Source organism: Neorhizobium galegae, assembly GCF_021391675.1.
GTDB classification, from domain to species: domain Bacteria; phylum Pseudomonadota; class Alphaproteobacteria; order Rhizobiales; family Rhizobiaceae; genus Neorhizobium; species Neorhizobium galegae_B.
The window spans coordinates 1,925,996-1,950,892 of sequence record NZ_CP090095.1 but is presented as its reverse complement, the minus strand read 5'-3'; the positions used below and the strand labels follow the sequence as shown (position 1 = coordinate 1,950,892).

General features: G+C 61.5%; 26 protein-coding genes. 5 read left to right on the top strand and 21 right to left on the bottom strand.

The features are described 5' to 3' along the window. Positions 1 to 127 precede the first annotated feature (127 nt). The gene (gltA, locus tag LZK81_RS09805; protein ID WP_046606289.1) at positions 128 to 1,417 is read left to right on the top strand and encodes a citrate synthase; all 1,290 of its coding nucleotides are present in this window, start codon (positions 128 to 130) and stop codon (positions 1,415 to 1,417) included. 30 nt (positions 1,418 to 1,447) lie between these two features. On the opposite strand, the gene lpxB is transcribed toward gltA, so the two are convergent. From lpxB to LZK81_RS09735, 14 genes are all read right to left on the bottom strand, one after another. After that, positions 1,448 to 2,626, bottom strand: coding sequence for a lipid-A-disaccharide synthase (gene lpxB / locus LZK81_RS09800; protein ID WP_233956060.1), 1,179 nt, complete (start codon positions 2,624 to 2,626; stop codon positions 1,448 to 1,450). Beyond that, entirely contained in the window at positions 2,626 to 3,507 is an 882-nt protein-coding gene (locus LZK81_RS09795; RefSeq protein ID WP_233956051.1) for an LpxI family protein, read from the bottom strand. Before LZK81_RS09795 ends, lpxB begins: the two co-directional genes overlap by 1 nt. Positions 3,508 to 3,513: 6 nt before the next feature. Then, positions 3,514 to 4,329, bottom strand: a complete 816-nt coding sequence (gene lpxA, locus LZK81_RS09790) for an acyl-ACP--UDP-N-acetylglucosamine O-acyltransferase (protein WP_046606286.1) — start codon at positions 4,327 to 4,329, stop codon at positions 3,514 to 3,516. Then, entirely contained in the window at positions 4,326 to 4,793 is a 468-nt protein-coding gene (gene fabZ, locus LZK81_RS09785; RefSeq protein ID WP_046606285.1) for a 3-hydroxyacyl-ACP dehydratase FabZ, read from the bottom strand. Before fabZ ends, lpxA begins: the two co-directional genes overlap by 4 nt. Next, the gene (gene lpxD / locus LZK81_RS09780; protein WP_233956049.1) at positions 4,786 to 5,853 is read right to left on the bottom strand and encodes a UDP-3-O-(3-hydroxymyristoyl)glucosamine N-acyltransferase; all 1,068 of its coding nucleotides are present in this window, start codon (positions 5,851 to 5,853) and stop codon (positions 4,786 to 4,788) included. Before lpxD ends, fabZ begins: the two co-directional genes overlap by 8 nt. 51 nt (positions 5,854 to 5,904) lie before the next feature. After that, positions 5,905 to 8,268: an outer membrane protein assembly factor BamA gene (gene bamA, locus LZK81_RS09775; RefSeq protein ID WP_233956047.1), complete on the bottom strand. Its 2,364-nt coding sequence runs from the start codon at positions 8,266 to 8,268 to the stop codon at positions 5,905 to 5,907. A gap of 197 nt (positions 8,269 to 8,465) precedes the next feature. Then, positions 8,466 to 9,587, bottom strand: coding sequence for an RIP metalloprotease RseP (rseP, locus tag LZK81_RS09770; protein WP_233956045.1), 1,122 nt, complete (start codon positions 9,585 to 9,587; stop codon positions 8,466 to 8,468). Between the two features lie 39 nt (positions 9,588 to 9,626). Then, positions 9,627 to 10,460 (bottom strand): phosphatidate cytidylyltransferase, encoded by an 834-nt coding sequence (locus tag LZK81_RS09765; RefSeq protein WP_233956044.1) that lies wholly within the window; start codon positions 10,458 to 10,460, stop codon positions 9,627 to 9,629. Continuing rightward, entirely contained in the window at positions 10,460 to 11,203 is a 744-nt protein-coding gene (locus tag LZK81_RS09760; protein WP_046606280.1) for an isoprenyl transferase, read from the bottom strand. The genes LZK81_RS09765 and LZK81_RS09760 overlap by 1 nt, the downstream gene beginning before the upstream one ends. Before the next feature lie 52 nt (positions 11,204 to 11,255). Then, complete coding sequence (gene frr / locus LZK81_RS09755) at positions 11,256 to 11,813, bottom strand: ribosome recycling factor (RefSeq protein ID WP_046606279.1); 558 nt, start codon at positions 11,811 to 11,813, stop codon at positions 11,256 to 11,258. A gap of 45 nt (positions 11,814 to 11,858) precedes the next feature. Next, positions 11,859 to 12,581 carry a UMP kinase gene (gene pyrH / locus LZK81_RS09750; protein WP_046606278.1) on the bottom strand — a complete coding sequence of 241 codons (723 nt, stop codon included), beginning with the start codon at positions 12,579 to 12,581 and terminating at the stop codon, positions 11,859 to 11,861. A 115-nt stretch (positions 12,582 to 12,696) separates the two neighbouring features. After that, a complete protein-coding gene (gene tsf / locus LZK81_RS09745; RefSeq protein ID WP_233956042.1) occupies positions 12,697 to 13,623 on the bottom strand; it encodes a translation elongation factor Ts in 927 nt (308 codons plus the stop codon). Positions 13,624 to 13,854: 231 nt separating this feature from the next. After that, complete coding sequence (gene rpsB / locus LZK81_RS09740; RefSeq protein ID WP_046606276.1) at positions 13,855 to 14,634, bottom strand: 30S ribosomal protein S2; 780 nt, start codon at positions 14,632 to 14,634, stop codon at positions 13,855 to 13,857. Positions 14,635 to 14,847: 213 nt separating this feature from the next. Continuing rightward, positions 14,848 to 15,696 (bottom strand): cell envelope integrity EipB family protein, encoded by an 849-nt coding sequence (locus LZK81_RS09735; RefSeq protein ID WP_233956040.1) that lies wholly within the window; start codon positions 15,694 to 15,696, stop codon positions 14,848 to 14,850. A 110-nt stretch (positions 15,697 to 15,806) separates the two neighbouring features. On the opposite strand from LZK81_RS09735, the gene LZK81_RS09730 reads away from it, so the two are divergent. The 4 genes from LZK81_RS09730 to LZK81_RS09715 are packed head-to-tail and all read left to right on the top strand — an operon-like array spanning position 15,807 to position 18,688. Next, on the top strand, positions 15,807 to 16,277 hold the full coding sequence (locus LZK81_RS09730) for a RidA family protein (RefSeq protein WP_046606274.1): 471 nt from the start codon (positions 15,807 to 15,809) through the stop codon (positions 16,275 to 16,277). Next, positions 16,274 to 17,011 carry a glycerophosphodiester phosphodiesterase gene (locus LZK81_RS09725; protein WP_233956038.1) on the top strand — a complete coding sequence of 246 codons (738 nt, stop codon included), beginning with the start codon at positions 16,274 to 16,276 and terminating at the stop codon, positions 17,009 to 17,011. The genes LZK81_RS09730 and LZK81_RS09725 overlap by 4 nt, the downstream gene beginning before the upstream one ends. Positions 17,012 to 17,019: 8 nt before the next feature. Continuing rightward, a complete protein-coding gene (locus LZK81_RS09720; RefSeq protein WP_046608924.1) occupies positions 17,020 to 18,216 on the top strand; it encodes a GNAT family N-acetyltransferase in 1,197 nt (398 codons plus the stop codon). 40 nt (positions 18,217 to 18,256) lie between these two features. Next, the gene (locus LZK81_RS09715) at positions 18,257 to 18,688 is read left to right on the top strand and encodes an HIT family protein (protein WP_233956036.1); all 432 of its coding nucleotides are present in this window, start codon (positions 18,257 to 18,259) and stop codon (positions 18,686 to 18,688) included. Between the two features lie 3 nt (positions 18,689 to 18,691). Here the strand turns inward: LZK81_RS09715 and LZK81_RS09710 are convergent, their stop codons facing one another. From LZK81_RS09710 to cysE, 7 genes are all read right to left on the bottom strand, one after another. Next, the gene (locus LZK81_RS09710) at positions 18,692 to 19,030 is read right to left on the bottom strand and encodes an AzlD domain-containing protein (protein ID WP_233956034.1); all 339 of its coding nucleotides are present in this window, start codon (positions 19,028 to 19,030) and stop codon (positions 18,692 to 18,694) included. Next, the gene (locus LZK81_RS09705) at positions 19,027 to 19,776 is read right to left on the bottom strand and encodes an AzlC family ABC transporter permease (protein ID WP_233956032.1); all 750 of its coding nucleotides are present in this window, start codon (positions 19,774 to 19,776) and stop codon (positions 19,027 to 19,029) included. Before LZK81_RS09705 ends, LZK81_RS09710 begins: the two co-directional genes overlap by 4 nt. 89 nt (positions 19,777 to 19,865) lie before the next feature. Continuing rightward, the gene (gene clpA / locus LZK81_RS09700; protein WP_233956030.1) at positions 19,866 to 22,397 is read right to left on the bottom strand and encodes an ATP-dependent Clp protease ATP-binding subunit ClpA; all 2,532 of its coding nucleotides are present in this window, start codon (positions 22,395 to 22,397) and stop codon (positions 19,866 to 19,868) included. A gap of 10 nt (positions 22,398 to 22,407) precedes the next feature. Continuing rightward, the gene (gene clpS / locus LZK81_RS09695) at positions 22,408 to 22,761 is read right to left on the bottom strand and encodes an ATP-dependent Clp protease adapter ClpS (protein ID WP_007758328.1); all 354 of its coding nucleotides are present in this window, start codon (positions 22,759 to 22,761) and stop codon (positions 22,408 to 22,410) included. 255 nt (positions 22,762 to 23,016) lie between these two features. Further along, on the bottom strand, positions 23,017 to 23,367 hold the full coding sequence (locus LZK81_RS09690; protein WP_046606267.1) for a phasin family protein: 351 nt from the start codon (positions 23,365 to 23,367) through the stop codon (positions 23,017 to 23,019). Between the two features lie 301 nt (positions 23,368 to 23,668). Then, a complete protein-coding gene (locus LZK81_RS09685) occupies positions 23,669 to 23,872 on the bottom strand; it encodes a DUF3126 family protein (protein WP_037087332.1) in 204 nt (67 codons plus the stop codon). 161 nt (positions 23,873 to 24,033) lie between these two features. After that, positions 24,034 to 24,855, bottom strand: a complete 822-nt coding sequence (gene cysE, locus LZK81_RS09680; RefSeq protein WP_046608928.1) for a serine O-acetyltransferase — start codon at positions 24,853 to 24,855, stop codon at positions 24,034 to 24,036. Positions 24,856 to 24,897: the final 42 nt, after the last annotated feature.

Below are 24,897 nucleotides of genomic sequence, written 5' to 3'. Positions count from 1 at the left end.
TTCGCGCTGCACAAAATGCCGTCACGACAGCTTGGCATCAGCTTTCGGATCATATAGCTAAACGGTGGACGCTTAATTCTTGTGGCGCTTTTAGGGCGCCATGCCGCCAAAAAGTTGGAGGATCAGCATGACGGAAACAAGCGCAAATCTGGTAATCGGTGACAGACACGTCGATCTGCCGGTCAAGTCGGGCACCATCGGCCCTGACGTGGTCGATATCGGCGCTCTTTACAAACACACCGGCACCTTCACCTACGACCCGGGCTTCACCTCGACGGCGTCTTGCGAATCCAAGATCACCTATATCGACGGCGACGCGGGCATCCTGCTGCATCGCGGTTATCCGATCGAACAGCTGGCCGAGCATGGCGACTTCCTGGAAACCTGCTACCTGCTGCTTTACGGGGAACTGCCGACCGCTGCGCAGAAGAAGGACTTCGACTATCGCGTGACCCATCACACGATGGTGCACGAGCAGATGAGCCGCTTCTTCACCGGCTTCCGCCGCGACGCCCATCCGATGGCCGTCATGTGCGGTTGCGTCGGGGCACTCTCCGCCTTCTATCACGACTCGACGGACATCACCGATCCGCACCAGCGCATGGTCGCTTCGCTGCGCATGATCGCCAAGATGCCGACGCTTGCCGCGATGGCCTACAAGTACCATATCGGCCAGCCCTTCGTTTACCCGCAGAACAACCTGGACTATGCGTCGAACTTCCTGCGCATGTGCTTTGCCGTTCCGTGCGAAGAATATGTGGTCAACCCGGTGCTGTCGCGCGCCATGGACCGCATCTTCATCCTGCATGCCGACCACGAGCAGAACGCTTCGACCTCGACGGTCCGCCTCGCCGGTTCCTCGGGCGCCAACCCGTTCGCCTGCATCGCGGCCGGCATTGCCTGCCTCTGGGGCCCGGCCCACGGCGGCGCCAACGAAGCAGCGCTCAACATGCTGACGGAAATCGGCACGGTCGACAAAATCCCGGAATACATCGCTCGCGCCAAGGACAAGAACGATCCGTTCCGTCTGATGGGCTTCGGTCACCGGGTCTACAAGAACTACGATCCGCGCGCCAAGATCATGCAGAAGACCACGCATGAAGTGCTCGGCGAACTCGGCCACAAGGACGATCCGCTCCTGCAGGTCGCGATGGAACTCGAGCGCATCGCACTCACCGACGAGTATTTCATCGAGAAGAAGCTCTACCCGAATATCGACTTCTATTCGGGCATCACGCTGAAGGCGATGGGCTTCCCCACCACCATGTTCACCGTGCTCTTCGCACTTGCCCGCACCGTCGGCTGGATCGCCCAGTGGGCCGAAATGATCGAAGATCCGCAACAGCGCATCGGCCGCCCGCGTCAGCTCTATACCGGCGAAGCGCAGCGGGACTACATTCCGGTCTCCAAGCGTTAATCCGCAAACGACACCAAACAAAAAACCCGGTCAGAGACGACCGGGTTTTTTTGTGTCCAGAACCTGGAGAACGATGCCGGCGGCCGCTTCGCCCGGCGGCACAGGCACCTGCAGGCGCTCCCAGGTCAGATCGAAACCTTCCAGCATGGCGCGACGCTGCATCGTATCGGAGGACAAGCGCTCGGCCCAGCGGCAGAGGCTCGCCGCACGCACTACATCGTTGACGTATTCCGGCACGACTGCGTAATCGGCGATCAGGTTTGGCAGGGCGCCGGACCAGGTCTTGATGCGTTTTGCGAGCATGGTGATCAGCCAGTCGGTCTTGTAGGCCGAGACCATCGGGATTCCGGCCAGGCCGAGTTCGAGGATCACCGTGCCGGATGCGGCCAGTGCTGCGTCCGCTTCGGCGAATGCCGCCCATTTGCCGTCCGTATCGGCGGTGATCTCCGGCTTGACCTCGAAACCGGCGGCGATCTCGCGCACCAGTCTTTCCTGGCGGGGAATCGTCGGCAGCACAAAGCGGGTCGGCCCGTTGCGGGCGACGAACTCGCGGGCTGCCTCACCGAAGACCGGCAGCAGCGCCTTGATCTCCGCCGAACGGGAGCCCGGCAGAAGCATGATCGTCTTTTCTTCGCCCTGCCCCTTCACCGGGCGCCCGGCCCGGATGCCGCGGACCTTGAGGAGCGACGGATCGGCTGTCAGGCGATGGCCGACGAAGGTGGTTTCCGGCCCACCGAGACGCTTCATGGCCTCGGGCTCGAAGGGCAGCACGGCCAGAACACGGTCGACATAGGCGAGCATCGCCTTGGCGCGATATTCCTTCCAGGCCCAGACACTCGGGCAGACATAATCGACGATCGGCAGGTCCGGCAAAGCGGCGCGCACCTTCTTGGCAACGCGATGGGTGAAATCGGGGCTGTCGATGATGATCAGCACATCCGGCTTTGCCGCCACTATGGCGGCCGCCGTCTGATTGATCCGCCTGATCAGGTTCGGCAGGCGCGCGATCACCTGGGTCAGCCCCATGATCGAGAGTTCGGAAAAGTCGAAGAGCGAGGTGAGGCCCTGCGCTTCCAGCGCATCGCCGCCGACGCCGACGAGCTCGACCGGGCCGTCATGGGCTGCTTTCAGGGCCGCGATCAGATCACCGCCGAGAAGATCGCCGGACACTTCGCCGGCGATGACGCCGACCTTCAAGGTCTCGACCATCACAATCCTCCTTGCGGCAGGCCGGGATCGATGCCGCAGACGAAAATACCGGCAGCATCGGCCGCGGCAATCATCTTGGATTCTTCCAGCACCAAAGCGCGTCCCGCCTCCACGGCGATGCCGGCGAGACCGGCCTTGATGGCATTTTCGATGGTCGACGGCCCGATCGTCGGCAGGTCGGCGCGCATATCCTGCTGCGGTTTGCAGAGCTTGACGAGCACGCCTTTGCGGCGGGCGGAGATGCGGCCCTCGGCGCGCAATGCCGTCACCCGTTCCAGCATCCGGTCCGTGCCCTCGACGCCTTCCAAAGCCACGACGCGTCCGCCGACGCTGACCGCGCCCTGGCCGATATCGAGCTCGCCGAGACGCTTGGCGGCTTCGGACGCCCGATCGATATCGCGGCGGTCATCCTCGGACGGCGCGTGGGCGCCGAGCGGACCGGTCTTGGCAAGCAGGCCGGGCACGATGTCGTGGGCGCCCAGCACCTCGCAGCCCATCGCCTCGATGAGCTTGATGACCATCTGGAGCACTGAATCGTCTCCGCCGGAAAGAAGCGTGCGGACAACCGAGGGGACTTTCAGGATCGTACGGAAGGTCGGATGGATGTCGCGCCAGTCGGGCCTTCGGGCAACGCCACCGGACAGGATGACGCGGGTGATACCCCTGTCGCGAAACAGGCGTTCGATCGCCGAAAGATCGCCGACGCCGACGGAGACCGCCTCGAAACCATCGAAGCTCTGATCGGATTCATTTGCGAGCGCTACGACCAGAGGCGTTTCACCGGCCGCCTGCGCGGCTTTCGCCACATAGAGGGGCAAGAAGCCCTTCCCGGCGATGATTGCCAGCCGGCCCTTCGGCGCAAGGCTCGGGAGGCCGGCCATGTGGGATCAGCCCTTGCCGCGGAAGGTCGAGGAAATGGCACGATCGCTCTCGACAGCGATGAAATCGAGGATTTCCATCGCTTCCTTGCAGTCGGCGTAGTCGTTGCGGATCGCCGCTGCATTGGCGCGGATGTTGCTCTCGCCCTCGAAGATCTGCTTGAAGGCGCGGCGGACGGTATGGATCGTCGCGCGCTCGATGCCGGCCCGGGTCATGCCGACCACGTTCAGGCCGCCGAGGACACCCGGATTGCCGTTCAGCATGCCATAGGGGATGACGTCGTAATTGACGGCCGAAAGCCCGCCGATAAAGGCCTGGCGGCCGATGCGGGTAAACTGATGCACGGCGCAGCCGCCGCCGAGGATCGCCCGGTCCGCCACATGCACGTGGCCGGCCAGCATGACGTTGTTCGACATGATGATATCGTTGCCGAGCTGACAGTCATGCGCGACGTGCGAATTGGCGAGGAACAGGCAGTTGTTGCCGACCACGGTCTTGCCGCCACCGCCGACCGTGCCGCAGTTCATCGTCACGCCTTCGCGCATGACGCAATTGTCGCCGACCGTCAGCGTCGATTCCTCGCCTGCCTCATGCAGGCTCTGGGAAACGCCGCCGATGATCGCCATCGGAAAGATACGGCAATTGCGACCGATCTCGGTGCGACCGCTCACCACGGCATGCGACAGCAGTTCGACGCCATCCTTCAGCACCACGCGCGGGCCGACATGCGAAAACGGGCCGACGACGACGTTCTCGCCGATGACGGCGCCGTCCTCGACCAAAGCTAACGGATGGATGCGCGCGCTGGCTGCAATGCTGCTCATTCTTCTTCCTTGCGCCGGATCATTGCGCCGATATCGGCTTCGGCAACAAGTACGCCGTCCACCTTCGCGTCACAATGGAATTTCCAGATATTTCCGCGCTGCTTCTGCTTGGTGACGTGGAATTCGACCCGGTCGCCCGGCACAACCGGCTTGCGGAAGCGGGCATTGTCGATGGTCATGAAGTAGACGAGATTGCCGCCCTCGCCTTCCTTCCTGGCGCAGATGGCGCCGGCGGTCTGCGCCATGCCTTCGACCAGAAGCACGCCCGGCATGATCGGCCGCTCCGGGAAATGCCCGGTGAAATGCGGCTCGTTGGCTGTGACGTTCTTGATGCCGATCGCGGAATTGTCGCCATCGATCTCGACGATCTTATCGACCAGGAGAAAAGGATAACGGTGCGGCAGCAGCTTCATGATTTCCTGAATATCGGCCGCGCCGAGCACCGGCTTGGTCTCATCAGTCATTCTTCTTCTCTCCTCTGCGTTTCGCCCGCTCGTCCGAACGCATCAAGACTTCCGCGGTATCGCGGAGGAAATCCGGCATCGGGCGGGCGGGAATACCGCCATAACGCGCACCGGCGGGAATATCTCCCACCACACCGCTCATCGCGGCGATCTGGACGCCGTCTCCAATCGAGATGTGTCCATTAATACCGGATGCGCCACCGATCAATACGCCGTCGCCGATCCGCGTCGAACCTGCAATACCTGCACCGCTCGCTATGCCGCAATGGCGGCCGATGCGGACGTTGTGGGCGATCTGAACCTGGTTGTCGATCTTGGTGCCCTCGCCGATGACCGTATCATCCATGGCGCCGCGGTCGACCGTGGTGTTGGCACCGATCTCGACATTGTCCTGGATGATGACGCGGCCGATCTGGACGATCTTCAGCATGCCTCTCGGACCCGGAGCAAAACCAAAACCGTCCTGGCCGATGCGAACGCCATTATGGATGATCACGCCATTGCCGATGAGAGCCGCAACGACGCTCGCACCCGCTGCGATCGTGCAATCCCGGCCGATCTTGACGTCGGCACCGATAACGCTGCCGGCGCCGATGCGGGTGCCGGTGCCGATTTCCGCCCGCGCGCCGATCACGGCCATGGGCTCGATCTCGACGCCGGGTTCGAGCCTGGCGGTCGGATCCACGAAGGCGGCCGGCGAAATGCCCGGGGGAAACGAAGTGATCGGAGACGGCCGCATCGCGATCGGATGCAGGATAGCACCGGCCCGGGCAAACGCCGTGTGTGGCGTCCTGGTCAGCAGAACCGGGATATGGGCCGGAATGATCGAACGGATCGCGGTATCACAGATAATCGCGGAAGCCTTGCAGCTCTCCAGTTCGTGACGGCTTTTCCGGGACAGGATATAACAGATCTCGCCCTCGCCGGCCCGCGCAACGGGTGCAACGGAACGGATCAGCCGATCGCCGACGCTGCCATCAAGCAGTTCAGCCCCAAGAAGGGTGGCCAACTCGCGCAGGCTCACGCCATCATGGGGCGGAAAGAATTCATTGTGGTCCATAAAGCTAAAGCTCCAGAACAGATTTCCGCCCGCAACCGCGAGCGGAAATGATCAGAACTGGTTCGCCATGCTGAACCGGAATTCCTGGGTTTCGTCGAAGTCTTCCTTCATGACCGGATGCGCGTAGTCGAAGCGGATGTTGCCAAATGGCGACGCCCACATGATGCCCGCACCGACGGAAGCGCGCCAGTTCATGCTGGTGCCCTGCGCGGTGCTGGTGCCGAGCGGGACATCATTGCCGTAAAGGGTACCGGCATCGGCGAAGACGGCAGCACGCAGACCAAAGTCTTCCGGAACAGCCGGCATCGGCATCGTCATTTCGGCGGAGGCCGTAAAGTAGGTCGTGCCCCCGAGCGCATCGCCGTGATCGGTCGTACGCGGACCGATACCGTCGTTCTCGAAGCCGCGGATCTGACGACCGCCGATCGTGAACTGGTCAAAGACATGCAGATTGTCGCCGGTGGAAACCACATGGCCGGCACCGACTGCGATGGAGCCGATCAGGTCAGCTTCGGTCGACAGAAGCTGGAAATAACGGGCACGGCCGGAGATCTTGTAGAAGTCGGAGTCGCCGCCGAGACCGGCATATTCATGCGTGATCGTCGCGTAGATGCCTTCGCGCGGCAGCGTCTGGCTGTCGAGCGTGTTGTAGGTCAGCGTCTGCGAAATCGACGACTGAACGAACTTGCCCTGGTCGATCATCGAGATGTAGGGCGACGAAAGGTTATCGTCCACAGTGCCAGGGACGCCGTCGGTACCGAAGGCACCGTCGTTGTCGTACTGGATTTCCTTGTAGGTGTAGCGGAACGTGGTCGCCAGATCCTCGGTGATCGGCGCCGTTACGCGCAGGGTGACGCCCTGCTCATCGTAATCGTAATACTCGTTCGAAGAGGTCTTGCTCTTGAACAGGTCGAAACCGGCCGCCAGACGATAACCGAGGAAATAGGGCTCGGTGAACGAAAGGTTGTAGCTGCGGGCTTCGTCGAGACCGCCGCCGACTGCGACGCGGATGAACTGGCCGCGGCCGAGGAAGTTCTTTTCTTCGATCGAAGCTTCGAGCAGGAAGCCGTCGCCGCCCGCCGAGTAACCGGCGCCGATACCGAACGAACCGGTCGGCTGGTCCTCGACATCGACAACGATGACGACGCGGTCAGGCGAAGTGCCCTGCGAGGTCGAGATATTGACGGTCGTGAAGTAACCGAGCGCCTCGAGGCGACGCTTGGCGCGCGAGATCATTTCCTGGTTGAAGGCATCGCCTTCGCTGAAATCGAATTCGCGGCGGATGACATAGTCACGCGTGCGGGTGTTGCCACGGATCTCGATGCGCTCGACATAGGCACGCTCACCCTGGTCGACCAGGTAGGAAACACCGACCGTGTGGTTTTCCATGTTGCGGTCACCGCGCGGCGTGACGCGGGCGAACGGATAACCGGCCGCTGCGACGCGCTTGGAGATCGCTTCCATCGACTTCTGGATTTCGCGGGCATTATAGACGTTGCCGGCGCGGGTCTCGACCAGACCTTCGAGGTCCTGGCCGCTGATGCCCTGGACCGTGGATTCTACCGAGACGTTGCCATACTCGTAACGCTGGCCTTCCTCGACCGTGAAGCTGATATTGTACTTGTTGCCCGATTCATCGAGCACCGCTTCCGACGAGATGACGCGGAAGTCAGGATAACCGTGGTTATAATAGAACTGACGCAGCGCTTCCTCGTCGGCGCGCAGCTTGTCCTCGCTGTAGACGTCCTTGCGGGTCAGGAAGGACAGCGGACCGGATTCCTTGGTGATCAGCACAGACTTCAGGCGGCCATCGCCATAAGCCTGGTTGCCGACGAAACTGATGTCGGCGATCTTGGTGCGGTCACCCTCGTTGATGACGAAAGCAAGGTTGACACGTCCCTGGCCGACATCGGCAGTCTGCGTGGTGATCTGAACGTCGCTGCGGCCGATCGCGCGATAGGCTTCGCGCAGACGCTGGATATCCGCGTCCACCAATGCCTGATTGTACGGGCCGAGCGGCTGGGTCTGAACGACTGCCTGAAGCTTGTCGTCCGTGATTTTGCGGTTGCCGTTGAACACGACCTGGTTGATGAGCTGGTTCTCGCTCACCGACACGACCAGCGTGCTGCCGGAAACACTGATTTTGACATCCGAGAAATAGCCGGTCGAATAGAGCTTGCGGACCGATTCATCGATGTCGTTATTGGAGAAGTTGACACCCGGGCGGATGGTCAGGTTGGAACGGACAGCCTCCTCGCCGGCGCGCTGTGCGCCGCGGACCTGAACGCTCCGGATAACCGCCGCTTCGGCAGAAAGTGCGGAAGCAAGTACCAGTACACCTGCGCCCGATGCAACAACACTAGCAGACAGCGCAAACGCCGACACTGCGTTCAAAAACTTTGAACCAGCCTTCATTTCAATTCTTACCTTTTCCCGTTGTCCCTCGGCGGGTGGTGCCCGACTCCGGCCACGTGTGTCGTTTTACCTTCTTTTGACCTACAAGCAAGGTATCGCGTTAATTTCTGTTTACTTACTTCCCTTGCGTGACCCAATGGCCACGCAACTGTTGGAAACATGGTGAATAAAGGGTTTCTTTTACGATTTGAAGGACATCAGCCGATCAGATTGCTGATGTCGTTGAAGGTCGCGAAGACCATGAGGCTCAAAACCATCGCAAGCCCGATGCGGAAGGCGATCTCCTGCGCGCCGGCACCCAGCGGTCGGCCGCGGATGGCCTCGATGGCGTAGAAGACGAGATGGCCACCGTCCAGAACTGGCACAGGCATGAGGTTCAAAAGCCCGATCGAGACGGAAAGAACCGCTGCGAGCTGAACCACGGCCGCAAAGCCGAGCGTCGCCATCTGGCCCGACGCCTGAGCGACCCGGACCGGCCCGCCGAGCTGGTCCGCCTTCATCCGGCCGGTCACTAGATTGCCGATATAACGGAAGGTGCCGGTGACGATATGGCCGGTCTCGGTGACGCCTTCGGCAACGGCCTGCAGCGGCGTGAACCTCTCGACGCGGAAATTGCCGCGCTGTTCGTTGGTGACGATGCCGATCAGGCCGAGCTCGACCTTGTTGCCGAACTGGTCGGTGACCTCGGAGCGCTTCGGCACCATCGGCAGATCGAGGTCCTGGCCGTTCCGCTCGACCGTCACGATGATCGGGGTGTCCGGCCTGATGCTGACATAACGCCGTACATCGTCGAAAGTCCGGATGCGCGAGCCGTCGAGCGCCACCAGCCGGTCGCCGGGCTCAACACCGGCCGCAAGGGCGGCACTTCCCGGCTGGACTTCGGCGACCACGGGATCGGCGACGACCTTGCCGTAGACGCTGAAGAGGACGGCGAAGATGGCAATCGCCAGGATGAAATTGGCGATCGGGCCGGCAGCGACGGTGGCGGCCCTCTTCCAAAGCTTGGCGCCGGCCAACGTCTGAGCCTTTTCTTCCTCGCTCATGCCCGCAAGGCCGCTCGCATCCGGCAGGCTCGCGGCGTCCTCGTCGCCGAAGAACTTGACGTAGCCACCGAGCGGGATCGCCGAGAGCTTCCAGCGGGTGCCGTGACTGTCGGTGAAGCCGAGAAGCTCCGGCCCGAAGCCGACCGAGAAGGCGGTGACCCGGATGCCACACCAGCGTCCGATAAGATAGTGGCCCATCTCATGCACGAAGACGAGCAGGGACAGGACCAGCACGAAGGGGATGATATAGCCGGTAAGGAAGCTGAGGATGGCCATCAAAATTTCCGTTTCAACATTGTACCGGCCGCCCAGACCTCAAAACCCGAAGAGGAAGCTCGCAACCGACACATCAAGATGGCCCGTCATGGCCGTATAAACAAGCGTCAGCAGGAACGCCGCGAAACAGGCGAAAACGAGGCCGTCGACGCGATCCATGACGCCGCCATGCCCCGGAATGAGGTGGCTGGAATCCTTTACGCCGAACCGGCGCTTGATGAAGGACTCGAACAGGTCGCCGATCTGGCTGGCGACGGAAAGCAGAAATGCGATCGCCACCGTCCAGATCGACAGCCGGGAAAAGACGCCGAGCGTCAGGGCGGAGCTTGCGATCACGCCCGACACCGTGCCGCCGATCGCACCGGACCAGGTCTTGCCGGGCGAAATGCGCGGTGCAAGTTTCGGGCCCTTGAGGGCGCGGCCGACGAAATAGGCGAGGATATCGGTCGCCCAGACGACCGCGAAGATGAAGAGGGTCGCAACGAACCCCGCCTGGTCCTCGGCACGGATCGCCGCCAGCGAGATCCCGCTCAAGCCCGCGTAGAGGATGCCGCCCGGCAGCCACCAACTGCCCTTGCGCAGCAGCACGAGAAGAAGGGCGGTGACTATCGCGCCGCCGAGAATCGGCACGGAGAGCTCACCTTCGTCGACCACAAGGTCGATGGCGATCAGAAAAATCGCGACCCAGCCGAAGGCGTTCGCACGGAAATCGCGCTCGGCGGCCCGCGTGATCGTGGACCATTCGTAATAGATCAGTACCGCCATGGCGGCTGCCACGATGCGGAACGCCAGCCCGCCATACCAGGTGGCCGTCAGGACCACCACCGCCAGAACCAACGCCGAGGCGATGCGGCGCTTCAGTTCAGCGCTCATCAACCACCCACCGCTATCGTCTTGTTCGACAGGCCGCCGAAGCGCCGGTCGCGGGAGGCATAGATCTTCAAGGCGTCGAAGAAGAGTTTCCGATCGAAGTCGGGCCAGTAGTCCGGCAGGAAGACAAGTTCGGAATAGGCCGCCTGCCAGAGCAGGAAATTCGAAAGCCGCTCCTCCCCGCTGGTGCGGATGATGAGGTCCGGGTCGGGAATGCCGGCGGTATCCAGCTTTGCGCTGATCTTGTCCGGGTCAATCTCGGAAGCCTTGAGGACACCGGCCTCGACGTCCCGGGCGAGCATGGCGACGGCACGGGCGATCTCGTCGCGGGCACCATAGTTGAAGGCGATGACCAGCGTCAGTGCCGTATTGAACCTCGTCGTTTCCTCGGCTTCAAGAAGAAGCGGAAGAATGTCGCTGCGCAGCTTCTCGCGTTCGCCAATTACTCGGATGCGGACATTCTCGCGGTGCAATTCGGCCAGATCCTGGCGGATGAAGCGCCGGAGAAGACCGAGCAGATCCCTCACCTCGGTTTCGGGCCTGCTCCAGTTCTCCGAAGAAAACGCAAAGAGCGTCAGATATTTGACGCCCGCATCGCCGGCAGCCCGCACCGTTTCGCGAACCGCTTCGACGCCCTTGCTATGTCCGACCGTACGAGGAAGCCCGCGCTTGTTGGCCCAGCGTCCATTGCCATCCATGATAATGGCAACGTGTTGAGGGATGATTGCAAGCTCGGGGTTCACCATATTCTACGCGGCTCCTTTGGCCGCCGGAATATGGCGGCAAACCAGGCCTAAGTTAGACCTGCATGATTTCCTTTTCCTTATCCGCAAGCAAGCGGTCGACTTCGGAAATCGTATCATCCGTCATCTTCTGCACTTTTTCCGACTGCGAGCGGCTCTCGTCCTGGCCGATGTCGCCGTCCTTTTCGGCCTTTTTCAGGCCGTCCATGCCATCGCGGCGGACGTGGCGGACAGCAACCTTCGCCTTCTCCGCATAGTCATGCGCAACCTTGACCAGCGACTTGCGGCGCTCTTCGTTGAGCTCGGGGAGCGGAATGCGCAGGTTCTGGCCATCGACGATCGGATTGAGACCGAGATGTGATTCGCGGATCGCCCGGTCGACGGCGTTGACCATCGACTTGTCCCAGATGGACACGCCGAGCATGCGCGCTTCCGGCACGGTGATGTTGGCCACCTGGTTGAGCGGCACGCGCGAACCATAGGCTTCGACCATCACCGGATCGAGAATATTGGCCGAGGCGCGGCCGGTGCGCAGCGACGCGATATCGCTTTTGAACGCGTTGATCGCGCCTTCCATGCGGCGCTTGATGTCGTTGAGGTCGATTCCACTCATCCGTCTACTCCCGTATGTTGTCTGGGCGGCCCGCGACGCCGCGCCTCAATTGTCCGCTACGATGGTCTTGCGGCCGCCGCCGGTCAAGATTTGGGCGAAGCCGCCCTTCTCATGGATCGAAAAAACGATGATCGGGATGGAGTTTTCGCGGGCGAGCGCCACCGCCGCCACGTCCATCACCGCCAGACCCTTTTCGAGCACTTCGCCGTGCGTCAGCGTCTCGAACCGGGTCGCCGTCGGGTCCTTCTTGGGATCGGCCGAATAGATGCCGTCCACCTGGGTGCCCTTGAAGATCGCTTCCGCACCGATTTCCGCGGCGCGCAGGGCAGCCGCCGAATCGGTCGTGAAGAAAGGATTGCCGGTGCCGCCGGCGAAGATCACCACCCTGCCCTGCGCCATGTGATGCAGCGCCTGGCGCTGCGAGAAGCTCTCGCAGATCTCCGGCATCGAAATCGCCGACAGAACCACGGTGTCGAGGTTCAGCTTGCGCAGCGAGGTGGCGAGCGCCAGTGCGTTGATCACGGTGCCGAGCATGCCCATGTGGTCGCCGGTCACCCGGTCACCGCCCTTGGAAGCCACAGCGACGCCGCGAAAGATGTTGCCGCCGCCGACCACCACGCCGACATCGACGCCCATGGCGCGCGCCTCGGCAATATCGGAGGCGACCCGATCGGCAACCGCAACATCGATGCCGAAACCCTGGCTGCCCATCAGAGCTTCACCGGAGGCCTTGAGCAAGACACGCTTGTAGAGGGGCTGAGGCGACATGGAGGCTCCTTGAAATCGAAATGCGGGCAGAGGGGTCAAACGGGTTGCGGATACACGAAGGGCACCGGCTTGTCACCGGTGCCCTTGCGCTTTCGACAGCTTTAGCTAACGAATATCAGCCTTTGGCGACCGCTGCGACTTCAGCGGCGAAATCCGATTCTTCCTTTTCGACGCCTTCGCCGAGCAGAAGGCGGGCCATACCGGTGACTTCGATCGAAGCGCCAGCGAGCTTTTCAGCATCCTTGACGGCCTGGCCGACGGTCACGTCCGGGTTGATGACGAAGGCCTGCGACAGAAGGGCAACTTCCTCGAAGAACTTGCGCATGCGGCCGTCGACCATCTTTTCGATGATCGCTTCCGGCTTGCCGGAAGCGCGCGACTGCTCGATGAAGACGTTGCGCTCGCGCTCGGCCACAGTCGCGTCGACTTCTTCGGCGCGGATGGCGAGCGGGTTGGTGGCAGCGATGTGCATGGCGACCTGACGGCCGAGCGAGGTCAGGACTTCCTTGTCGCCGACCGACTTCAGGGCGACCAGGACACCGAGCTTGCCGATGCCGTCGCCGGCAGCGTTATGGACGTAGGTCGCGACGACGCCGTGCTCGACCTGCAGCAAGGCGGAGCGACGCAGCGTCATGTTCTCGCCGATCGTGGCGATCGCGTCCTTGATCGTGTCGGCAACCGGCTTGCCGGAAGCAGGATAGTTAGCAGCCGAGATCGCCTCGACGGAGCCGTCGGTCGTCAGAGCGACGCTTGCAATGCCGCGGACGAGGTCCTGGAAGGCATCGTTGCGGGCAACGAAATCGGTTTCCGAGTTGAGTTCGATGACGACGGCCCTGTGGCCGGCGCTGGCAATGCCGATCAGGCCTTCAGCCGCGGTGCGGCCGGACTTCTTGTCGGCCTTGGAAATGCCCTTGGCGCGCAGCCAGTCGATCGCCGCTTCGATGTCGCCGTTCGTTTCGGTCAGCGCCTTCTTGCAGTCCATCATGCCTGCGCCGGACTTTTCGCGCAGTTCCTTTACCAGTGCAGCGGTGATTTCAGCCATTGTTTTGCCTCTTGTCGGTTCAAGTGCTTCTCGCCGGAAAAACGTCGGCGGACTCAAAAGTTTTGGGACGAATGTACCCGGAAGTGTGACAGCGTGATGAAGACATCATGCAGGCGATCGCCTCGACGACCAAGCGGTGGCGGCTCGCCTTGAAACGACCAAGGCCAGGGATCGCTATCTCTGGCCTCGATCGAATTTCACAAAGGAGGAGCGGCAGGCCGCTCCGCCCCCTTAAGCCTGGGCTTCTGCTTCAGCTTCGCCTTCGAGCGCCGGCTCGATCGGAGCTTCGGCAGAACCGCCGATGTCGCGACCCGAAGCGCCCTGCTGGCGCGCGATGCCGTCGATGGCAGCGCGGGCGATCAGGTCGGTGTAGAGAGCGATGGCGCGCGAGGCGTCGTCATTGCCCGGGATCGGGTAGTCGATGAGGTCCGGATCGCAGTTCGAATCGATGATGGCGACGACCGGGATGCCCAGGCGCTTGGCTTCGTCGATGGCGATCTTTTCCTTGTTGGTGTCGATGATGAACATCAGGTCCGGAGTGCCGCCCATGTCGCGGATACCGCCGAGAGCCTTGTCCAGCTTTTCGCGTTCGCGCTCGAGGTTCAGGCGTTCCTTCTTGGAGTAGCCGGACTGTTCCGAGTTCAGGATTTCGTCGAGCTTGCGCAGGCGCTGGATCGAGTTCGAAATGGTCTTCCAGTTGGTCATCATGCCGCCGAGCCAGCGGGAGTTGACGTAGTACTGGGCCGAACGCTTGGCCGAGTCGGCGATCAGTTCAGACGCCTGGCGCTTGGTGCCGACGAACAGAACGCGGCCGCCGCGGGCGACGGTGTCGGACACGACCTGAAGGGCGCGCGACAGCATCGGAACGGTCTGGGCCAGATCGATGATGTGGATGTTGTTACGATCGCCGAAGATGTACGGCTTCATTTTCGGGTTCCAGCGGTGAGTCTGGTGGCCGAAGTGGACGCCTGCTTCGAGAAGCTGGCGCATAGAGAAATCGGGCAATGCCATGCCTTGTTATCCTTTTCCGGTTGAACCTCCGCAAGGCGAACAGCACCCTCTTCGAGAATGCCACCGGGCGGAACGGTCCGGATTTCTCCCGGACGATCCCATGCCTTACGTGTGGAATGCGGCTGGCCATACATTCGATTTGCCGCAAAAGCAAGAGCTTTGCCGAAATTACCTCGGCGCGCCGGCGAGTGACCGGCGATCAGCGAGGGATGGCTATTTCGCCGGCGCCGGGCACGGATCCTGCTGCGGCTTCAGGAGCTCCAGCTTGGCAAGGCTGCCGGACAGCACGAAGTCGCCGTAGTCCATGGTGAGATCGCGGGTGATGCCGTTTTCGTAGAGCTTGAACGACATGTTGTAGACCGGGGTCGGGTCACCGACCGCATTCTCGTTGAAATAGGCGATCGTCACCGGCCAGAAGGAAGACTTTGCAAACTCGCCGGCCTTGTCGGCGTCCACGTCGTCCTTCTGCGCGGTCTGCGACTTGCCGATCACCGTCGTGGTCAGCAGCGCCTGGTCGCCGTTTTCCGAGCCGTCGAAGACCCGCGCCTCGAAGAAACTCTTGCCCTGCTTGGCATTCGCGATGACGTCGAGCATATGGCTGGTCGGAAAATCGCTCGACGGCAATTCGATCTCACGGCCGTCGGGCTGGGTGATTTCCACCTTGATGCCCTTGTCGACGATCGACGCGTCGCCACTCAGCTGCTTGTCGAGCTGCTCGTCGGTGAAGGACCTGGTCTCGAAATGGAACTGGTTTGCGGCCATGTCCTCGAAGGTCGTGGTCTGCTGATCGCTAAGGCGCGTCTCCTCGCCCGTATTGATCTTGGTCACCAGCCGGAAATTGGTGGAAAACCCGGTGCAGGCCGAGCCGGTGAACTCATAGACCATGCGGCCGAACATGCCTTCGATGCCGGAACGTTCGGAGGCATTCTTGAGCTTCAGGTCGTAAATGGCGCGATGCGGGACGAGCAGCCGGGCAGCAGCGTCGGTATTCGCGTCCGCGGAGGTGGCAGCCGCAAGGCTCAGACCGCCGGCAAGGATCACCCCGAGGCTCATTCGCAACATTCACATTCTCCTGTTGGACTCAGTTGGTGATGTTATAAGAACGCCATCTGACCAAGCTAAGGCCTTGATGCAGGATTTTTGAAGAATTTACAACAAAACGGGAGTCGAAAATGACCGGAGCCATCGAGGGCCGCCTGCAGGAACTGGGGATCGTGCTCCCCGTCGCGGCAGCACCCGCCGCCAATTACGTACCATACACGATCAGCGGCAATACGCTTTATCTTTCCGGCCAATTGCCGATCGAAGGGGGCAAGGTCGCGGTAACAGGTCTTGTCGGCCGTGACGTCGACGTGGCCGCCGCGCAACGGGCAGCGGAACTCTGCGCCATCAACATCCTCGCTCAGGCGAAGGCCGCGCTGAACGGCGATCTCGGCAGAATCCGCCGCGTGCTGAAGCTCAACGGCTTTGTCGCCTCGACGCCCGATTTCGTCGAGCAGCACCTCGTCATCAACGGCGCCTCCAACCTGATCGCCAACGTGCTGGGCGACGCCGGCAAACATGCCCGCGCCGCCGTCGGCATGGCCTGCCTGCCCCTCAACGCCTCCGTCGAAATCGACGCCATCATCGAGATCGAAGCATGACCTCCGTATCCTGGATCAAGGACCTTCCCGTCGCCCATCGCGGCTTTCACGACATGAACCGTCAGGTCTGGGAAAACACCCTGTCGGCGTTTTCGCGCGCGGTCGAGGCCGGCTTTGCGATCGAGTGCGACGTGCAGCTGGCGTCCGACAGCGTGCCGGTGATCTTCCACGACCATGATCTCGAACGGCTCTGCGGCATCAAGGGCGACATCCGGGAGAAGACGTCCTCGGAGCTCGGCATGCTTTCGGTCGGCCAGACCAAAGACAAAATACCGACCTTGAAGCAGATGCTGGCCCTCGTCGCCGGCAAGGTGCCTTTGGTCATCGAGATCAAGGGGCGCGAAGGCGACGGCGAGGACGACGGGTTCGCCGAGGCGGTGCTCGAAATTCTCGAAGGTTATCAGGGCAAGGTGGCGCTGATGAGCTTCGACTATCACATCCTGCGTGACCTGAAGACTGCTGGCGCGCCCTACCCGCTTGGCCTGACCGCCATGGGCGACAAGCCCGAGGAATTCTTCGAGCACGACGAAGCCATGCAACTTGGCCTCGACTTCATTTCCTACCACTACCCCCACCTGCCGAACACGTTCGTCACGGCACAGAGAACGACCGGAATTCCGGTCATTACCTGGACCGTGAGGGATGCAAACGGCCGCGAACATACCTATAAATATGCGGACCAGATGACCTTCGAAGGTTTTGATCCGCGGGAGGCAACCTCCCACTCCCTGTAAAGCAGCGTATGACCGGCAATCTTACCATCCGCATCGAAAAGTCCTTCTGCGCGATCAGCCCGGCAAGCTGGTCGCGCCTTTCGGGCACCTCCAAATCCTCCTCCTCGGAAACGCCCTACAATCCGTTCCTGTCGCACGCCTACCTTTCGGCGCTGGAGGAATCGGGCTCGGCCACCGCCAAGACCGGCTGGCTCGGCCATCATCTTCTTCTCGAAGACGACAAGGGCACGCTGATCGGCGCGGTCCCCGGTTATCTGAAAAGCCACAGCCAGGGCGAATATGTCTTCGACCACGGCTGGGCCGACGCTTTCGAGCGCGCCGGCGGGCGTTATTACCCGAAACTGCAATGCACCGTGCCGTTCACGCCGGCGAGTGGACCGCGGCTGCTGGTCTCGCAAGGTTACGACAGGGATTCGACCGAGCTGACGCTGGCCGCGGGTCTCCAGGAGGTGACACGCCAGCTCGGAATCTCGTCGGCGCACGTGACCTTCGTCGCAGAAGACCAAGTCGCCGCCTTCGAGGAGGCCGACTATCTGCACCGGACCGACAAGCAGTTCCATTTCATCAACGAGGGCTACGAGAACCACGACGCCTTCCTCGAAACGCTTGCCTCGCGCAAACGCAAGGCGCTGAAGAAGGAACGCCGCGCGGCCTTGGAAAACGGTATCAGCATCGAATGGCTGACCGGAAAGGACCTGACCGAAGATATCTGGGACCAGTTCTTCGAATTCTACATGGACACCGGCGGACGCAAATGGGGCCGGCCTTACCTGACGCGAAAGTTCTATTCGCTGATCGGCGAGCGCATGCCGGAAGACATCCTGCTGGTGATGGCCAAGCGCGATGGCAAGTACGTCGCCGGCGCGATCAACTTCATCGGAGGGGATGCGCTCTACGGCCGGCACTGGGGCTGTATCGAGGACCACCCCTTCCTGCATTTCGAAGTCTGCTATCACCAGGCGATCGATTTCGCGCTCGCCAAGGGCTTGAAGCGCGTCGAGGCGGGCGCGCAAGGAGAGCACAAGCTGGCTCGCGGCTACCTGCCTGTCACCACCCATTCGATGCACTATATCGCCCATGCGGGTCTCAGGCGGGCAATCGCCGACTATCTGGAGCACGAGCGCGAAGACGTGGAGCAGATGACGGAATATCTTGCCGAGCATAGCCCGTTCCGCAAGGGCGAGCGCCAGCAGGAACAGGACTAGGTCTCAGAAGACGACCGGACGACAAGGAGAGGACATCGCGATGAGCGGACAGGCTTACGACAGCAACAACATCTTCGGAAAAATCCTGCGCGGCGAAATCCCGTGCCACCGGGTCTACGAGGATGACGATACCCTTGCCTTCATGGATGTCATGCCGCAATCGCCAGGTCACCTTCTGGTGGTCCCGAAAGCCCCATCGCGCAACATCCTCGATGCCGATCCTGCTGTGCTTTCAAAGGTGATCCCCGTGGTGCAGAAGCTCGCCAGGGCCGCCAGGCAAGCTTTCGAAGCGGACGGAATCACGGTGATCCAGTTCAACGAACCGGCCGCCGGACAGACGGTCTACCACCTGCATTTCCACGTCGTCCCGCGCTACGAGGGACAGGCTCTGAAACCCCATTCGGGCCAGATGGAGAATAATGACGTGCTTGCGGCAAATGCCGAGAAGATCATCGGCGAACTGGGCAGCTGACCTCTAGAAGCCGAGCCACCAGAGACCGGCTACCAAAAGCGCCATAGGCACCGCCACACCGATGCCGACCTTGCGGCCGGTCGCTAGGAACACAGCAAACCCGATGCCGGCGGCCCCGACCCTCAGCCAGAGCGGTGTGCCGGCGAGCGTGCCGTTCGGGAAGACGATCAGCTTGGCGGTGACGGCCATGACGAGCGAGGTCGCCACCGCCCTCACCCAATACAGCGCCTCGGAATCCTCGTTCAGCCGGTTGCCGGTGAAAACCCCGAGCCAGCGCCAGACATCGGTCGCCAGGAAACCGGCGACCGCGATGACGATGAAGGTCCAGTATTCCGCAATCATCGCCTGGCCTCCTGCCCGACGCGCTTTCTCTTCCGACGCGCCCGGTCGATCAGATAGGCCACCGTTCCGCCACCGACGCCGGCGCAAAGCACGTCGAATTGCGGGGTCACCAGCGCCAGCGTCGGGCCGAGGATCATTCCCATGACGAAGGCGATCTTGACCACCGGCTGGTGCGCGCTCACCCAGATGGAAGCGTTGAAATAGACCGGCGTCAGGAAGAAGAGTATGCCCGCGACGACCGGCGGAAAGCCCGAGACGATGTCGTAGAAGACCCCGACGACAAGGGTGCCCGTCAGGGTCAAAGTCACGCCGAAGCCGGCGAAATAGATCGCCCGGTATTCGCGCGGCACGTTGCGCAGCGTGGTGATCGCGAACACCCAGGAGGTGATGGCGATGAAATGCGACAGGATCAGCAGCAGCCAGATCGGCGTGCGCCTCGTGCGCATTTCCGGGACGACCGAGGCGACCATCGGCATCATGCGGATCGAGGAGAGCGTGACTGCGAGGAAACAGGCTGCAATGTTGGCGCCGCCCGCCATGCTGCCGACCAGAATGACCTGCGCCGGAAGCGCCCAGATCGCCAGCGACATGAAGACCGCCTCGGCGCGCGTCAGCCCCGATTCGAGCGCGAAGGCGCTGAAGCCGACGATCGAGGTCAAGAGAATGAGGGCCGGAAGCGAAAGCAGGCCCCGCATGCCGGTAAAGAACCAGGATAGGGCGTTGCGGTCGTCACTGTCTGGAGGCATCGGCATTCCGGCGGATATGGGAAAAGGCTCGTCATCAAAACGACGATGCCGGGACAAGCCCGGCATCGCAAGAGTTCAATCCGAAAACCCTATTTGGTCTTCGGCACGCGCGGCACCGTGGTGCTCTTGCGCGGCGGCGTCTTGGGCGCTTCTTCCGAAGCGATCACGTCCGCATCGACCATGGCGCGAGCCCGGGCCGAGCCGCCGTCCTTATCCTTCGGCGCCGACTTCTTCGGCGCCTTGGGCTTGACAACCTTGGCCCCGGCTTCCTCGGCGGCCTCTTCCACCTCGGCCTCCGGCTTCGGCTTCACGGGCGTCGCTTCGGAAATCGAGTCGAGGATGAGCTTGTCCTTGCCATCCTCGCCCTTGCCGACGGTAACGCGAACCACGCCACCCTTGCGCAGCTTGCCGAACAGGATCTCGTTGGCGAGCGGCTTCTTGATGTATTCCTGGATGACGCGCGAGAGCGGGCGGGCACCCATCTTCTCGTCGTAACCCTTTTCCGCCAGCCAGGCGATCGCGTCCTGGTGGAGGTCGAAGGTGACGTTGCGTTCCGAGAGCTGCGTCTCAAGCTGCATGACGAACTTCTGCACGACCTGATGGATGACCTCCGTCGGCAGCGGTGCGAACGGGATGATCGCATCGAGACGGTTGCGGAATTCCGGCGTGAACAGGCGGTTGATCGCCTCTTCGTCCTCGCCGGTGCGCTTGGACGAACCGAAGCCGATGGCGGCCTTGGCCATTTCCGACGCGCCCGCATTGGTCGTCATGATCAGGATGACGTTGCGGAAGTCGATCTTCTTGCCGTTGTGGTCGGTCAGCGAACCATGGTCCATGACCTGCAGCAGGATATTATAGATATCCGGATGCGCCTTCTCGATTTCGTCGAGCAGGACCACGGAGTGCGGATGCTGGTCGACGCCATCGGTCAGGAGACCGCCCTGGTCGAAACCGACATAACCGGGAGGTGCGCCGAGCAGCCGCGAGACCGTGTGGCGTTCCATATATTCCGACATGTCGAAGCGCAGCATCTCGACGCCGAGCGAGGCGGCCAGCTGCTTGGCGACTTCCGTCTTGCCGACGCCGGTCGGGCCGGAGAAGACGTAGGAGCCGATCGGCTTGTTCGGCTCGCGAAGGCCGGCGCGGGCGAGCTTGATCGCCGTCGATAGGGCTTCGATCGCCGCATCCTGGCCGTAGACGACCGAACGCAGTTCCTTTTCCAGGTTGGCGAGAACCATCTCGTCATCCTTGGAGACGGTCTTTGCCGGGATCCGCGCCATGGTGGCGATCGTCACCTCGATTTCCTTCTCCGTGATCAGCTTGCGGCGCTTGGAAGCGGGCAACAGCATCTGCGCCGCGCCGGTCTCGTCGATCACGTCGATCGCCTTGTCCGGAAGCTTGCGGTCGGAAATGTAGCGGGCCGAAAGCTCGACCGCCGCCTTGATCGCGTCGTTGGTGTAACGCAGCTTGTGGTAGTCCTCGAAATAAGGCTTGAGGCCCTTCATGATCTCGATTGCATCCTCGATCGACGGCTCGTCGACGTCGATCTTCTGGAAGCGGCGAACCAGAGCCCGGTCCTTTTCGAAGAACTGGCGGTATTCCTTGTAGGTGGTCGAACCGATGCAGCGGATGGCGCCCGAAGACAGAGCCGGCTTCAACAGGTTCGAGGCATCCATCGCACCGCCGGAGGTGGCGCCGGCGCCGATGACCGTGTGGATCTCGTCGATGAACAGAACCGCGCCCGGATACTCTTCGAGTTCCTTGACGACCTGCTTCAGGCGTTCCTCGAAGTCACCGCGATACCGGGTGCCGGCGAGCAGCGTACCCATGTCGAGCGAGAAGATGGTGGCGTCGGCGAGAGCCTCCGGCACCTTGCCTTCGATGATCCGCTTGGCGAGACCTTCGGCGATCGCCGTCTTGCCGACGCCCGGATCGCCCACGTAGAGCGGGTTGTTCTTGGAACGGCGGCACAGAATCTGGATCGTGCGGTTGACTTCGGAATGGCGGCCGATCAGCGGGTCGATCCGGCCGTCGCGGGCCTTTTCGTTCAGGTTGACGCAATAGGCCTTGAGGGCATCCTGCGGCTTCTTGGCGGAACCTTCCTCCTGGTCGCGGGCGGAGGGCTTGGCTTCCGGTTCGCTGTCTTCTGCGCCGCGCGGCGTGCGGGTCTGGGACGTGCCCGCGCGCTTGCCGATGCCGTGAGAAATGTAGTTGACCGCGTCGTAGCGGGTCATTTCCTGCTCCTGCAGGAAGAAGGCCGCATGGCTTTCCCGTTCCGCGAAGATCGCGACGAGAACGTTGGCGCCGGTCACTTCCTCGCGGCCCGAGGACTGGACGTGGATGACGGCGCGCTGGATCACACGCTGGAAGCCGGAGGTCGGCTTCGAATCCTCGTCATAACCGGTGATCAGGTTGGCAAGTTCATTATCGACATAGTCGGTGACGGTCTTGCGCAGCGTTTCCAAATTGACGTTACAAGCGCCCATGACCGCGGCTGCGTCGGCGTCGTCGATCAACGCCAAAAGCAGGTGCTCGAGCGTGGCATATTCGTGATGCCGCTCGTTGGCAAAGGTCAGTGCCTGATGCAGCGCCTTTTCTAGACTAGGCGAAAATGTTGGCACGTCGGGTTCCTCACTTCTTTTCCATGACACATTGCAGCGGATGCTGGTGTTGCCGGGCGAAGTCCATGACCTGGGACACTTTGGTTTCCGCTACTTCATATGTAAATATTCCGCATTCCCCCACGCCGTGATTGTGGACGTGGAGCATGATACGCGTCGCTGCCTCCCTGTCCTTCTGAAAGAAACGCTCCAGAATGTGGATGACGAACTCCATCGGCGTATAATCGTCATTCAGCAGCAGTACGCGGTAGAGATTGGGCTTCTTTGTTTTCGGCTTGGTGCGAGTGATGACCGAGGTACCGCGATTTGCGTTGTCTCCGTCGCCACCCTTTTCAGCTTGCATCAAGATCGGCAGTGCGATCATCTTCATTCATTCCCCAGTCATCCGGCGGGTTCGTCCGAATGGCCGAACGGCCGGACTTAGTCTTCCTAACTTAGTTCATTGAACGCGGATTTTAAGCCCCCTTTGCGGCCACGCAATCACTATTCCGCTAAAGAGATGATGGAACATGCCGAAAGTCGGGTATTTCCGCATTGGCATGAATCAAAAAGGCCGGCAGCGCTGAACGCCGCCGGCCTTCTATGGTGAAGGCGTCGCTTGGAGGGGCCGCTATGCGCGTTACGCGGCGTTTGCGGTCACCACGGCGGTCGACTTGGCGACCGGCGCTTCGTAGGGCTTGTAGGCCGTCTTGGCGAGATCGGCATACATGTCGGTAATCTTGGTCGACTCGGCAATGAAGCTCTCATAAGCCGACTTCACGTAATTGGTCTGGAGTTCGAACGCCGCCTCGACGCTGCGGGTGGAAGCGAGCGCTTCCATGAAACCCGTCATGTCCTGGAAAGACTTCTTGGAATAGTCGGTCGCTTCGGTGGTGATCGCCTGATAACCCTTGGCAATCTCGGAATAGCTCTTCAGCATTCCGTCCATCGCTTCCTTGCTCTTCTTGTTGGCCTCATCGAAATTGAACATCGCCGGTCCCTTTGTTCTATTCGGATGCGCTGATAGAAAGCGGCGCACCGATAAAAGTCAAGGCTGATTTGTGCGGCGCAAAATCACCTTTGGTTGCAACAGGATTCATGCAAATGCATAGATGGATTCAGGCGTCTGATTTTGCGAAGATATATCAGTGGATCTCAACCAGCCGTGCAAAAACGCCGCAGCCATTTTCTTTCCCGGCGGTCGTTCCGCACGAATCAAAAAAGCGGGCCTGTCAGCCCGCCTTGAAGTCGTGCGACCGGGACGATCACAGATCGACGTCCAGGAGATCCGATCAAAGATCGACGTCAAGGATCGCCATGGAGAAATTGTAGGAGCGGTCGCCATCCTCGTCATCGATATAGATGACGCCGAGAAACTCGTCGCCGAGGTAAACTTCGGCCGAGTCGTTCTTGCGCGGACGCGCCTTGACGATCGCCTGCGGATTGATCACGCGCTTGAAGTAGGCATCGAGCTTCTTGATTTCGTCCGGTTTCACGTTTCTCTCCGTCAGCGGTTCTCGGTTGCGGCGCTTTTGGCATGGGACAAAGGCAAAAGTAAAGCCGCCAGAGGTAGCCTCCGCCGCGCTTTTGCGATGTTCGTGGGGCCGATGTTCAGCGAACCCCAAACATCGGCAAGCGGCGGGCAAACGCAGACGAATCAGTCGTCGGCACCGAGAAGCTGGTCCATCAGGCGCGACGGCTCCGAACACCCCGCGCTCCCGACCACCTTTGCCGGCACGCCGGCGACGGTCGACTTAGGCGGAACGGCCTTCAGGACCACCGAGCCCGCGGCGACGCGCGAGCACGACCCGACCTCGATATTGCCGAGGATCTTTGCGCCGGCACCGATGAGGACGCCGTTGGCGATCTTCGGATGGCGATCGGCGCCTTCCTTGCCGGTGCCGCCGAGCGTCACCCCATGCAGGATCGAGACATTGTCGCCGATGACAGCCGTCTCGCCGACCACGAGGCCAGTGGCGTGATCGAGGAAGATGCCCTTGCCGATGCGGGCTGCCGGATTGATGTCCGTCTGGAAGACGCTGGAGGAGCGGCTCTGCAGATAGAGCGCAAAATCGCGGCGGCCGCGGTTGAACAGCCAATGTGCCAGCCGGTGCGCCTGGATCGCGTGGAAACCCTTGAAATAAAGGACCGGCTCCATGAAACGCAGGCAGGCCGGATCACGGTCGTAGACGGCCTGGATGTCGACGCGCATGATCGCGCCCCATTCCGGCCAGTCGGCCAGCATTTCCATGAAGGTCTGGCGTAGAAGGACGTCCGGAATATCCGCATGGGCGAGGCGCTCGCAGATGCGGTGCACGACGCATTCCTCGAGCGAGCGATGGTTGAGCACGGCAGAATAGAAAAATGCGGCGAGCAGCGGGTCCTGCTCGGTTGCCGCGCGCGCCTCCTGGCGCAACGTATCCCAGATGGGATCCATCGTTGCGACCTGCTCCTGGCGGATTTCAGTTCTTGCGGCCATCGCCGTCTCCTCGTTTGCCGTATGGCAGAGCTTTCCAGGGCC

What these genes read in the sequence shown, in the direction of transcription:
- LZK81_RS09725 (WP_233956038.1), top strand. Translation starts at nt 16,274, where the DNA reads ATGACCTCCGTATCCTGGATCAAGGACCTTCCCGTCGCCCATCGCGGC.
- LZK81_RS09720 (WP_046608924.1), top strand. Translation starts at nt 17,020, where the DNA reads ATGACCGGCAATCTTACCATCCGCATCGAAAAGTCCTTCTGCGCGATC.
- lpxD (WP_233956049.1), bottom strand. Translation starts at nt 5,853, where the DNA reads ATGGACCACAATGAATTCTTTCCGCCCCATGATGGCGTGAGCCTGCGC.
- LZK81_RS09705 (WP_233956032.1), bottom strand. Translation starts at nt 19,776, where the DNA reads ATGCCTCCAGACAGTGACGACCGCAACGCCCTATCCTGGTTCTTTACC.
- gltA (WP_046606289.1), top strand. Translation starts at nt 128, where the DNA reads ATGACGGAAACAAGCGCAAATCTGGTAATCGGTGACAGACACGTCGAT.
- LZK81_RS09795 (WP_233956051.1), bottom strand. Translation starts at nt 3,507, where the DNA reads ATGGCCGGCCTCCCGAGCCTTGCGCCGAAGGGCCGGCTGGCAATCATC.
- LZK81_RS09765 (WP_233956044.1), bottom strand. Translation starts at nt 10,460, where the DNA reads ATGAGCGCTGAACTGAAGCGCCGCATCGCCTCGGCGTTGGTTCTGGCG.
- LZK81_RS09710 (WP_233956034.1), bottom strand. Translation starts at nt 19,030, where the DNA reads ATGATTGCGGAATACTGGACCTTCATCGTCATCGCGGTCGCCGGTTTC.
- LZK81_RS09760 (WP_046606280.1), bottom strand. Translation starts at nt 11,203, where the DNA reads ATGGTGAACCCCGAGCTTGCAATCATCCCTCAACACGTTGCCATTATC.
- bamA (WP_233956047.1), bottom strand. Translation starts at nt 8,268, where the DNA reads ATGAAGGCTGGTTCAAAGTTTTTGAACGCAGTGTCGGCGTTTGCGCTG.
- LZK81_RS09715 (WP_233956036.1), top strand. Translation starts at nt 18,257, where the DNA reads ATGAGCGGACAGGCTTACGACAGCAACAACATCTTCGGAAAAATCCTG.
- rpsB (WP_046606276.1), bottom strand. Translation starts at nt 14,634, where the DNA reads ATGGCATTGCCCGATTTCTCTATGCGCCAGCTTCTCGAAGCAGGCGTC.
- tsf (WP_233956042.1), bottom strand. Translation starts at nt 13,623, where the DNA reads ATGGCTGAAATCACCGCTGCACTGGTAAAGGAACTGCGCGAAAAGTCC.
- fabZ (WP_046606285.1), bottom strand. Translation starts at nt 4,793, where the DNA reads ATGACTGATGAGACCAAGCCGGTGCTCGGCGCGGCCGATATTCAGGAA.
- LZK81_RS09690 (WP_046606267.1), bottom strand. Translation starts at nt 23,367, where the DNA reads ATGTTCAATTTCGATGAGGCCAACAAGAAGAGCAAGGAAGCGATGGAC.
- LZK81_RS09730 (WP_046606274.1), top strand. Translation starts at nt 15,807, where the DNA reads ATGACCGGAGCCATCGAGGGCCGCCTGCAGGAACTGGGGATCGTGCTC.
- rseP (WP_233956045.1), bottom strand. Translation starts at nt 9,587, where the DNA reads ATGGCCATCCTCAGCTTCCTTACCGGCTATATCATCCCCTTCGTGCTG.
- lpxA (WP_046606286.1), bottom strand. Translation starts at nt 4,329, where the DNA reads ATGAGCAGCATTGCAGCCAGCGCGCGCATCCATCCGTTAGCTTTGGTC.
- lpxB (WP_233956060.1), bottom strand. Translation starts at nt 2,626, where the DNA reads ATGGTCGAGACCTTGAAGGTCGGCGTCATCGCCGGCGAAGTGTCCGGC.
- clpS (WP_007758328.1), bottom strand. Translation starts at nt 22,761, where the DNA reads ATGATCGCACTGCCGATCTTGATGCAAGCTGAAAAGGGTGGCGACGGA.
- LZK81_RS09735 (WP_233956040.1), bottom strand. Translation starts at nt 15,696, where the DNA reads ATGTTGCGAATGAGCCTCGGGGTGATCCTTGCCGGCGGTCTGAGCCTT.
- cysE (WP_046608928.1), bottom strand. Translation starts at nt 24,855, where the DNA reads ATGGCCGCAAGAACTGAAATCCGCCAGGAGCAGGTCGCAACGATGGAT.
- pyrH (WP_046606278.1), bottom strand. Translation starts at nt 12,581, where the DNA reads ATGTCGCCTCAGCCCCTCTACAAGCGTGTCTTGCTCAAGGCCTCCGGT.
- frr (WP_046606279.1), bottom strand. Translation starts at nt 11,813, where the DNA reads ATGAGTGGAATCGACCTCAACGACATCAAGCGCCGCATGGAAGGCGCG.